An 8,973-nucleotide genomic window follows, 5' to 3' on the forward strand; every position below is an offset into this window, starting at 1 on the left:
GGACCGCTCAGCACTCTTCTGCTTGTGTCACCGCTTGTTTGCTGGCGTCACCGCTTGGGTGAGGCCGGTGGCCGCGCGGGCCGCCCTCCGAGGTAGAGCTCGCCGAGCTGCGGATCGGCCAGCAACTCCCGTGCGGGACCGGACATATGGACCCGTCCGAGGTCGAGTACGCAGCCGATGTCGGCGGTCTCCAGCGCGCGGCGGGCGTTCTGCTCGACGAGCAGTACGGCCGTGCCCGCCTCCCGCATCCGTACGATCTGCTCGAAGACGATGCCCGTCGTCTTCGGGTCGAGCCCCATGGACGGCTCGTCGAGCAGCACCACCCTGGGCCTGACCATCAGCGAGCGGGCGAACTCCACCTGCTTCTGCTGTCCGCCCGAGAGCAGCCCGGCCAGACTCGTCCAGCGCTCGGCGACGAGCGGGAAGAGATCGCGCACGAAGTCGACCCGCTCGGCGACGACCGCCTTGTCCTTGATCGTGTACCCGCCGAGCAGCACGTTCTCGGCGACTGTCATCTCCCGGAAGACGCTGTGCCCTTGCAGGACATGGGCGACTCCGGCGGCGAGCAACTGCTGCGGCCCGCGGCCGGTGACGTCCTCGCCGTCGACCAGGACCCGGCCGGAGCGTGGCACGAGCAGCCCGCTGGCGACCTTCAGCACGGTGGACTTGCCCGCGCCGTTCGGGCCGACCAGGCAGACGACGGAACCGGGTGGGACCCGGACCGTCAGGCCGCGCAGCACCAGGGCCGCCCGTCCGTATCCGGCGCGGATGTCGTCGAGTTCGAGAAGGAAGTCAGGGTTGGAAGCGGAGGAAGAGGAGCCAGAGTCAGACGCCAAGGTATGCCCCGAGGACTCGTTCGTCGGACTGGATCACCGAGGGCGGGCCTTCGGCGATCGGCCGGCCGCGGTCGAACACGACGATGTGGTCGCTGAGACTCATCACCAGGTCCATGTTGTGCTCGACGATCAGGAAGGTCCTCCCCTCGGCGTTGAGTTCGCGTACCAGGTCGCAGATGCGGTCGATGAGCGCGGGGTTCACCCCGCCGGCCGGTTCGTCCAGCAGGATCAGCTCGGGGTCGCTCATCAGCACCCCGGCCAGTTCGAGGAGCTTCTGCTGCCCCCAGGAGAGGTTGCGCGCCTCCGCGTTCTCCAGGTGCTCGATGCCCATACGGGCCAGCCAGCCCCGGGCGCGCTCCGTCTCCTCGCGCCTGCGGGCGCCCGCGAGTTGGGCGGCGAGGTTCGCGGGGCGTACGGCGACGAGCAGGTTGTCCAGGACCGTCATCCGGGGGAAGACGCGGCACAGTTGGAAGGAGCGACCGATGCCGGCCCGGGCGATCCGGTGTGGCGGCTTGGCCGTGATGTCCCGGCCCCGGTACGTGGTGCGGCCCGCGTCCGGCCGGATCATGCCGGTGACGCAGTTGAAGAAGGTGGTCTTGCCGGAGCCGTTCGGCCCGATCAGGGCGTTGACCTTGCCGTGCCGGAAGGACACGGTGGCGGCGTCCAGGGCGGTGACTCCGCCGAAGGCCTTGGTGAGCCCGACGGTCGCGAGCCCCGGCTCACTCTCTTCCGCGCTCACTGTCTGACCTCCCTTTTCGGGTCCGGTGATCCCGGCGCGGGCTCCGCCTCGCGCTCGTCGCGCAGTTCGGCCGCGGTGACCTCGCGGATGGAGGTCTCGCCGGTCTTGAAGACGCGGGCGAGAAGGCCGGCGACGGCCGGGATGACGCCGTCCGGCATGAACATCACGACGACGCCGAGCAGGAGCCCGGCGAAGACCAGGTGCAGCGGGGTGTCCCCGTACTCGAGCTTGGAGTATTCGAGCCCGTACCCGACGATCACGGCCCCGAGCAGCGGCCCGTACAGATGGCGTACGCCGCCCAGCAGCGCCATCAGCACCATGTACGCCCCGCTCAGGATCGAGAACTGGAACACCGGGTCGAGGTCGCCGAACCACAGCCCGTAGAGCCCTCCGGCCAGCGCGGTGAACGTCGCTGAGACCACGAAGACGACGAGTTTGTACGTGTAGGTGGGGGTGCCGAGGGACTGGGCCTTGTCCTCGTCCTCGCGGATCGCCTTGAGCCCCATGCCGAACCGGGACCGGTCGATGACCCACCAGGCCAGCAGTGCGAGCGCGAGCAGCGCGAGGAACAGGAAGTAGAAGACCTCGTGGTGCTCGGAGCGCAGCATGCCGGGGAACGGCCGCGGCACGACCAGGCCGCGGGAGCCGCCGGTGAACGAGGCCCAGCTCTGGAACACCAGCAGCAGGATCAGTACGAGCGCGATGGAGACGATGACGAAGGACGCGCCGCGCACCCGCAGGGCGGCGTAACCGACGGGCACGGCGAGCAGGGCCACCAGGGCCGCGGCGACGAAGAGCGCGGCGAAGGAGGGGAGTTCGGCCTTGGTGACGAGCAGGCCGGTCGTGTAGGCGCCCAGCCCGGCGAAGGCGCCGTGGCCGAGGGAGATGTAGCCGGTGAAGCCGCCGACGAAGTTCCAGGAGGTGGACAGCACCGCGTAGTTGAGGATGGCGATGCCCACGGTCAGTTCGTACGGGCTCGGGGCCATGGACGGGAAGGACAGTGCGACGGCGACGCAGGCCAGCAGGGCTCCGAGTTGAAGGGCCAGGCGCCACGGGCTTGTGCGTTCAGAATCTCTGGGCAAGCCGACCCCCGAAGAATCCCTGCGGCCGGACGGCCAAGGTGGCGAAGAGCGCGACGTAGAAGACCGTCTGTGCCCAGGTCGTGCTGAGCTCCAGTTGCAGCAGGCTCTGCATCAGGCCGAGGGCCATCGCGGCGATCGCCGCCCCGGGCACGCTGCCGAGGCCGCCGACGACGATGATCGCCATCAGCGGGCCGATCCAGTGCCAGAGCAGCGACGGGTAGATGGTCGTGTCGAGGGAGAGTGCCGTGCCGCCGACGGCCGCGGTGGCGAGGCCGAGTCCGAAGCCGTACCCGGCGATCCGGTCGGTGTCGATCCCCAGGAGCCGAGCGGCGTCCCGGTGCTGGATCGTGGCCCGCAGTGCCTGCCCGAACCGGCTGTGCTTCATCAGCAGATACAGGCCGAGCAGCGCGGCCGCCGCCAGACCGAACGCGATGAGCTTCACCACCGCGATCCGGGCGCCGAAGAACTCCAGGCTCGCGGAGCTGTAGCCGAGCCGGATGCGGCGCTGGGTGCCGGAGAAGGCGTACCCGAGGAGCCCTTCGATGACGAGGGCCACGGAGAAGGTCAGCAGCACGGACATCATGGTCAGCGTCGCCGGGCGCAGCCGGGTGAGGAGCAGCCGTTGCATGGCCACGCCCGCTACGAAGAACAGCGGGACGGTGACGAGGAGGGTGAGGAGCGGGTCGACGCCGGTCTCCCGGTGGGCGTACCAGGCGAGGTAGGCGGCGAGGATCAGAAACGCGGAGTGGGCGATCATCACGACGCGCATGACGCCGAAGTAGAGGGTCAGGCCGGCCGCCAGGAGGGCGTAGAGCCCTCCCAGCAGCACGCCGAGAACGATGCTCTGGAAGACGAGGCTCGCGGACGGCAGGGCCAGGAGCATGCGGGCATCACCACTTCGGCTTGGGGTGGACCAGGTCTGCTTCCTTCTGTTCCTCCGGCAGTACGATCCGGATCTCGCCGTCGATCCACTGCTGGATCATGTGCGCGCTCTGCGGGCGCCCCTTGTCGTCCCATTTCAGGGGGCCCACGACGGTCTCCACCTCGTTCTCCCGCAGCCAGTCGACGAGCTTCTGCTGGCACTCCTCGTCCTGGGATGCGCACTCGGCGGCCTCGACGGCCGCGGCGACGACCTGCCCGGTGGTGTAGGCGTTGGCCTCGTCCTCCTCCGGCGCCTTGCCGAACTGCTCGGTGTACTCCTTCACGAACTCCTTGTTGCTCGGGTAGTCCGCCTGCTGGGTGTAGCCGGTGGGCGCGAGAACGCCCTCGGTCTTGTTGCCGATGGCCTTTGCGAACTCCGGTTCTGTGGGGGCGGTGGAGAAGGCGGCCATCTTCGGCTGGTAGTTGAGCTGTTGGAGGGCGACGATCAGGTTCACGCCGTCCTGGTACTGCGAGCCGCCCACCACCATGTCGGCCTTGGAGGAGGCGATCTTCGCGGCGATGGAGCCGAAGTCGGTGGTGTTGGGCGGGTAGACCTCGTCGACGACGGTCCTGATGCCGCCCTTCTCCAGCTTGTCCTTGAGCCCGTACGCCGTTCCCTGGGCGAAGGGATCGTCCATCGCGGCGTACGCCACGGTCTTGGGACGCTCGGCCGCCGGCAGGGCCAGGATGTGGTCGGCGAGGTGGTTGTAGTGGTCGTTGGCGACGGCCGGGGCGGCGTAGAAGAGGTTCTTGAAGCCCTGGTCGAAGACCTCCGGAGCGGCGCCGGCCGGCTCGACGAAGAGCAGGCCGTACTCCTCCGCCACCCGGGCCGCGGGCACCACGAGCCGGGTCGAGAACGGGCCGAAGACCAGGTCGACCTGGTCCCTGCCGATCAGCTGCTCGTAGTCGGAGACCACCCGGTCGGCACTGGACTGGTCGTCGAGGATCTTCAACTCCACCTTGCGGCCGAGCAGTCCGCCCTTGTCGTTGACGATCTTCGCCCAGGCCTTGTAGCCGCGCTCCACACCCTTGCCGGGCTCCGAGAAGTCCCCGGTGAGCGGGAGCGAGACACCGATGGTGATGGGGTCGTCGGGTGAGTCCTCCGAGCCGCCGCCCGATCCGCAGCCACTGGCCGCCAATGCCGTGGCGGACGCGAGGGCGGCAACTCTCCATGACAGGCGCTTGGTTGTGCTCATCGCTGGACTCCCCTTGTCCGCAGGCACTGTCCGCCGTTCGAAAGCGCTTTCGCGAGCGCTTGCGTACCATGTAATCCACGTCACATGAGGTTGGACAACCGTCGTGCAAGGACCAGTTCGGAAGGCCCTGTTCAGAGGCGGTGACGTAGGTGCCGAGGCCCCGCTCACGATTACGGCTCGCCGATGTGGCCGAGCGCGCGGGCGTATCGCTGACCACTGCCTCCCGGGCGCTGGCGGGACGGGACGGGGTGCGCGAGGAGGTGGCCGAGCGGGTTCGCCGCATCTCGCGTGAACTCGGCTACGTGGCCAATCCGCATGCGCGCACCCTGGCGGGCGGGACCGCGTCGACCGTGGGGCTGGTGGTCCATCAGATCGACGACCCGTACTTCTCGGAGATCGCGGGCGGGGTCGTGCAGGCGGCGGGCGAACGGAACCTGATCGTCCAGATCTGCCAGTCCGGCCGGAATCCGCAGAACGAGGCACGCCAGATCCGGCATCTGATCGCCCAGCGCGTGGGTGTCATCATCATCGCGGGCTCCGGTTACGTCGACCCCCGTATGGAGGCCGAGTCCAAGGCCGAACTGTCGGCCTTCCAGGACACCGGCGGCCGCCTCACCGTGATCGGCCGGCATTTCCTGGGCGCCGACGCGGTACGCCCCGACAACAAGGAGGGCGCCGAGACCGTCACCGGCCATCTGCTGTCGCTCGGGCACCGCCGGATCGCGGTGGCGGCCGGAGACGTGCGGCTGTCCACTGTCGCCGACCGGCTGGCGGGGGTGTCGGCGGCGCTGGTGCGGGCGGGGTTGTCGTTGTCCGCGTCCGCGCCCTCGTCTTCGTCCCCGCCCTCGTCCCCGCGCTCGTCCTCGTCCCCGCCCTCGTCCTCGTCCCCACCCTCGCGCTCGTCCTCGTTCTCGTTTCCGCCCTCGTCCTCCTTTCCGTCCGAACTACCCGTCGTGCATGCCGAGTTCACCCGCGACGGCGGCCGTGCCGCCGCCGAGCGCATCCTGCGCGACCACCCCGACACCACCGCGATCGCCGCCCTCAACGACGCCATGGCCATCGGCGTCCTTTCCGCACTCCGCGCCCATGGCATACCTGTCCCGCACCGGATGTCGGTCGCCGGATTCGACGACGTGTCGTTCGCGGCGGACCTCGCCCCCGGCCTCACCACCGTGCGCCTGCCCCTTGCCGAGATGGGCCGGCAGGCCCTCTCACTCGCCCTCAGGCCACCGGCCGCCCGGCCCCGCCGGAAGCCCACGGGCCATGCGTTGGTGGTACGCGACTCGACCGGCCCCGCGCCATCGGCGTGAGGCCGGAGCGGTCGCTGATCCCTGGGGGTTCCTGGGGCATCCGCCCGCGACGCACCGGGTGAGTGGCACGCGTCGTCCTCCGCCGTCTCGGCTCGGTTCGGACGGCGGAGGGCCGCGTCGGGCGGTGTGTGGATGGAGCAGCGGTCAGCCGGGCTGGATGCGTCCGCGCCAGGCACCGGATTCGCCGCCGCGGTGCTCCATGTACTCCTTGAAGCGTCGCATGTCACCCTTGACCCGCCGGTCGATCGTCCCGGTTATGTCGGCGGCCTTCTCCGCGACCCCGGTGGGTTCGACGTCCAGCACGAGTTCCACCCGTGTGTGCGTGTCGTCCAGGCGCTCGAAGCGGACCATGCCCTTCTGTCGGGTATCGCCACTGGTGGTACGCCAGGCGATCCGCTCGTCCGGGAACTGATCGATGATCTCGGTGTCGAACTCCCGTTCCACCCCGCCGATCTTCGTGGTCCAGTGGTTGTGGCGGTCATCGAGCTGCCTGACCTCCTCGACCCCCTCCATGAAGTTCGGGAACTCCTCGAACTGCGTCCACTGGTTGTAGGCGGTGCTGACGGGGACCTCGACGTCTACCGTTTCCTTCACCGTGCTCATCAGCGCGCCTCCTTCCTCTCTGCTGAGCTGCCGCAGGGCAGAGGTCCTGCCGCGCGGATCTCGTAGCGCTGCACCGGGTACCCGGTCAGCGCCCGCCTACCGCTGTGTGGACCCGCTGATTCCGCCGACGCCGCCGGTCGGCACCGAGGGTGCCCAACTCCGGCTGGACATCCAGGGTTTACAATCACTCGGCCTGGCGGGCCGATGGACTTGCTAGGGTGTTACTCGTCGGTAGAAAACCGAACGGGGGTACGAGGGGTCGGTGGACTCATCACCGCGGCTCCTCGGGCGGGCGGACGAGACGGACACCCTGGCAAGGGGGCCAGGGCGGCCACGGCTGCTGTGCACACGCACGACGCGGCTCCCGGACTCCGGTTTCCTCGTCCACTGATCCGAACAGGTGAGACTCGTCATATGGCTCGTTCCCTGGTCGACCTACTGACCACGCACGCCTCGCAACAGCCCGATCGCACCGCCTACCGCTACCTCGTCACGGGGGACTGCGGCGGAGAGATCCAGGACATCTCGTACGGGCGTCTGGCCGGCCGGTCCCGAGCCATCGCCGCCTGGCTGCAGGAGCGCGGTCTGGCCGGTTCCCGCGCCATGCTGCTGTACCCGCCCGGCCTCGAGTTCATCTGCGGCTACCTGGGCTGTCTCTCCGCCGGGGTCGTCGCCGTGCCGGGCGTGCCCCCGCAGGGCCGGTCGCAGAACCACCGCGCCCTGACCCGTATGAAGCGCCTGATCGCCGACGCGGACGCCAAGGTGATCCTGGGCGGCCGTGAGGTGATCGCCGCCCTGGGCGCCATGGCGGAACACCTGCCCGAGCTGTCCGAGATCACCTGCGTCGCCACCGAGGACATCCCCGACGACGCGGCCGGCTCCTGGCGCGAACCCGACCTCACCGCCGACTCGGTCGCCTTCCTCCAGTACACCTCCGGCTCCACCTCCGCCCCGCGCGGCGTGGTGGTGACCCACGGGAACCTGCTGGACAACGAGCGGGTCATGACCGAGCGGATGGGCCACACCCCGGACACCATCGCGGAGTACGACCACGAGCTGTTCGTCAGCTGGCTGCCCGTCTACCACGACCTGGGCCTGATAGGCCCGGTCCTGAACACGGTCTACCTGGGCGCGACCGCCACGCTCTTCTCCCCGCTGCACTTCCTCCAGCAGCCGACGCGCTGGCTGAGCGCCCTCAACCACTACCGCCCGCACACCAGCGGCGGCCCCAATTTCGCGTACGAGCTCTGCCTCAAGCACGCCACGCCCGACCTTCTCGACGGCCTCGACCTGAGTCGCTGGAAGGTCGCCTTCAACGGTGCCGAACCGGTGCGGGCGGCCACCCTGCGGCGGTTCACCGAGACCTTCGGCGCGGCCGGTTTCCGCCGCGAGGCCTTCAACCCGTGCTACGGCCTGGCCGAGGCCACGCTGATGGTCACCAGCAGCTCGATAACGGCCCCGCCCACTCTGATCGAGGCCGCCGAGACCGGACCGCACGCCGGCGCGGCGGACGCGGCGGCGGTCGGCTCCGGCCGGCCCGGCTCCGGCACGACCGTGGTGATCGCCGACCCGGAGCGGCAGGAAAAGCTGCCTGACGGTGAGGTCGGCGAGATCTGGGTCGCCGGCGCGAGCGTCGCCAAGGGCTACTGGCGCAACGCCCTCGCCACCCGCGAGACCTTCCGGGCCACACTGAAGGGCCCCGAAGCCGGTGACGTCCGCTTCCTGCGGACCGGCGACCTCGGATTCCTGCGCGACGGCGAACTGTTCGTCACCGGCCGCCTCAAGGATTTGATAGTCATCGACGGACGCAATCACTACCCGCAGGACCTGGAGCTGTCCGCCGAGATGTCCCACTGGGCACTGCGGCCCGGCTGCACCGCCGCGTTCTCCGTGGACGGCGCGGGCAGCGGAGCAGACGGCGGAGCGGAAGGCGGAGTGGACGGCGCAGTCGAGGGTGAGCAGCCCGTCATCGTCGCCGAGATCGCCCCGGAGGCGGTGGGCGAGTCCGAGAAGATCACCGACCTGATCCGCAGCGCGATCGGCGAGGCCCACGGCCTGTCGGTGCGCGATGTCGTGCTGGTCCGCCCCGGCACCATCCCCAAGACGTCCAGCGGGAAGATCCAGCGCCGCGCCTCCCGGGAGGCGTACCTCGCCGGCACCCTCGCCGTGATCGGCGCGCCCGCCATGGGATGACATCGGCCGCCACCGCCACCGCCACCGCCGACGCGCCTGTCCGCGCCGGTGGCGCCAGGACGCACCGTGCGTCGGCCGTACACCGGCCGCATC

General features: G+C 69.7%; 8 protein-coding genes. 2 read left to right on the plus strand and 6 right to left on the minus strand.

Going from position 1 to position 8,973, the window contains the following annotated elements; all coding sequences use genetic code 11:
• Window positions 1-47 precede the first annotated feature (47 nt).
• Genes ACTWQR_RS31625 through ACTWQR_RS31645 form a run of 5 tightly spaced genes read right to left on the minus strand, consistent with a single transcriptional unit; the run spans window position 48 to window position 4,774 of the window.
• On the minus strand, window positions 48-836 hold the full coding sequence (locus tag ACTWQR_RS31625; protein ID WP_443230634.1) for an ABC transporter ATP-binding protein: 789 nt from the start codon (window positions 834-836) through the stop codon (window positions 48-50).
• Entirely contained in the window at window positions 826-1,575 is a 750-nt protein-coding gene (locus ACTWQR_RS31630; protein ID WP_443230635.1) for an ABC transporter ATP-binding protein, read from the minus strand. The genes ACTWQR_RS31625 and ACTWQR_RS31630 overlap by 11 nt, the downstream gene beginning before the upstream one ends.
• Window positions 1,572-2,657 (minus strand): branched-chain amino acid ABC transporter permease, encoded by a 1,086-nt coding sequence (locus ACTWQR_RS31635; RefSeq protein WP_443230636.1) that lies wholly within the window; start codon window positions 2,655-2,657, stop codon window positions 1,572-1,574. The genes ACTWQR_RS31630 and ACTWQR_RS31635 overlap by 4 nt, the downstream gene beginning before the upstream one ends.
• Window positions 2,641-3,540 carry a branched-chain amino acid ABC transporter permease gene (locus ACTWQR_RS31640; RefSeq protein ID WP_443230637.1) on the minus strand — a complete coding sequence of 300 codons (900 nt, stop codon included), beginning with the start codon at window positions 3,538-3,540 and terminating at the stop codon, window positions 2,641-2,643. The genes ACTWQR_RS31635 and ACTWQR_RS31640 overlap by 17 nt, the downstream gene beginning before the upstream one ends.
• Window positions 3,541-3,547: 7 nt before the next feature.
• A complete protein-coding gene (locus ACTWQR_RS31645) occupies window positions 3,548-4,774 on the minus strand; it encodes an amino acid ABC transporter substrate-binding protein (RefSeq protein WP_443230638.1) in 1,227 nt (408 codons plus the stop codon).
• A 149-nt stretch (window positions 4,775-4,923) separates the two neighbouring features.
• Between ACTWQR_RS31645 and ACTWQR_RS31650 the strand changes: the two genes are divergently transcribed.
• Window positions 4,924-6,084, plus strand: coding sequence for a LacI family DNA-binding transcriptional regulator (locus ACTWQR_RS31650; RefSeq protein WP_443230639.1), 1,161 nt, complete (start codon window positions 4,924-4,926; stop codon window positions 6,082-6,084).
• A 144-nt stretch (window positions 6,085-6,228) separates the two neighbouring features.
• Here the strand turns inward: ACTWQR_RS31650 and ACTWQR_RS31655 are convergent, their stop codons facing one another.
• Window positions 6,229-6,687, minus strand: a complete 459-nt coding sequence (locus tag ACTWQR_RS31655; protein ID WP_443230640.1) for an SRPBCC family protein — start codon at window positions 6,685-6,687, stop codon at window positions 6,229-6,231.
• A 414-nt stretch (window positions 6,688-7,101) separates the two neighbouring features.
• Here ACTWQR_RS31655 and ACTWQR_RS31660 point away from each other — a divergent pair, with 414 nt between their 5' ends.
• The gene (locus ACTWQR_RS31660) at window positions 7,102-8,880 is read left to right on the plus strand and encodes a fatty acyl-AMP ligase (protein ID WP_443230641.1); all 1,779 of its coding nucleotides are present in this window, start codon (window positions 7,102-7,104) and stop codon (window positions 8,878-8,880) included.
• The last annotated feature ends 93 nt before the right edge of the window (window positions 8,881-8,973 follow it).

The sequence above is a fragment of the Streptomyces sp. 2A115 genome (genome assembly GCF_052245575.1).
Classification (GTDB): Bacteria; Actinomycetota; Actinomycetes; order Streptomycetales; family Streptomycetaceae; genus Streptomyces.

Bases quoted from the DNA above. Each gene is read 5' to 3' on its own strand.
- ACTWQR_RS31655 (WP_443230640.1), bottom strand. From the start codon at position 6,687: ATGAGCACGGTGAAGGAAACGGTAGACGTCGAGGTCCCCGTCAGCACC.
- ACTWQR_RS31660 (WP_443230641.1), top strand. From the start codon at position 7,102: ATGGCTCGTTCCCTGGTCGACCTACTGACCACGCACGCCTCGCAACAG.
- ACTWQR_RS31640 (WP_443230637.1), bottom strand. From the start codon at position 3,540: ATGCTCCTGGCCCTGCCGTCCGCGAGCCTCGTCTTCCAGAGCATCGTT.
- ACTWQR_RS31645 (WP_443230638.1), bottom strand. From the start codon at position 4,774: ATGAGCACAACCAAGCGCCTGTCATGGAGAGTTGCCGCCCTCGCGTCC.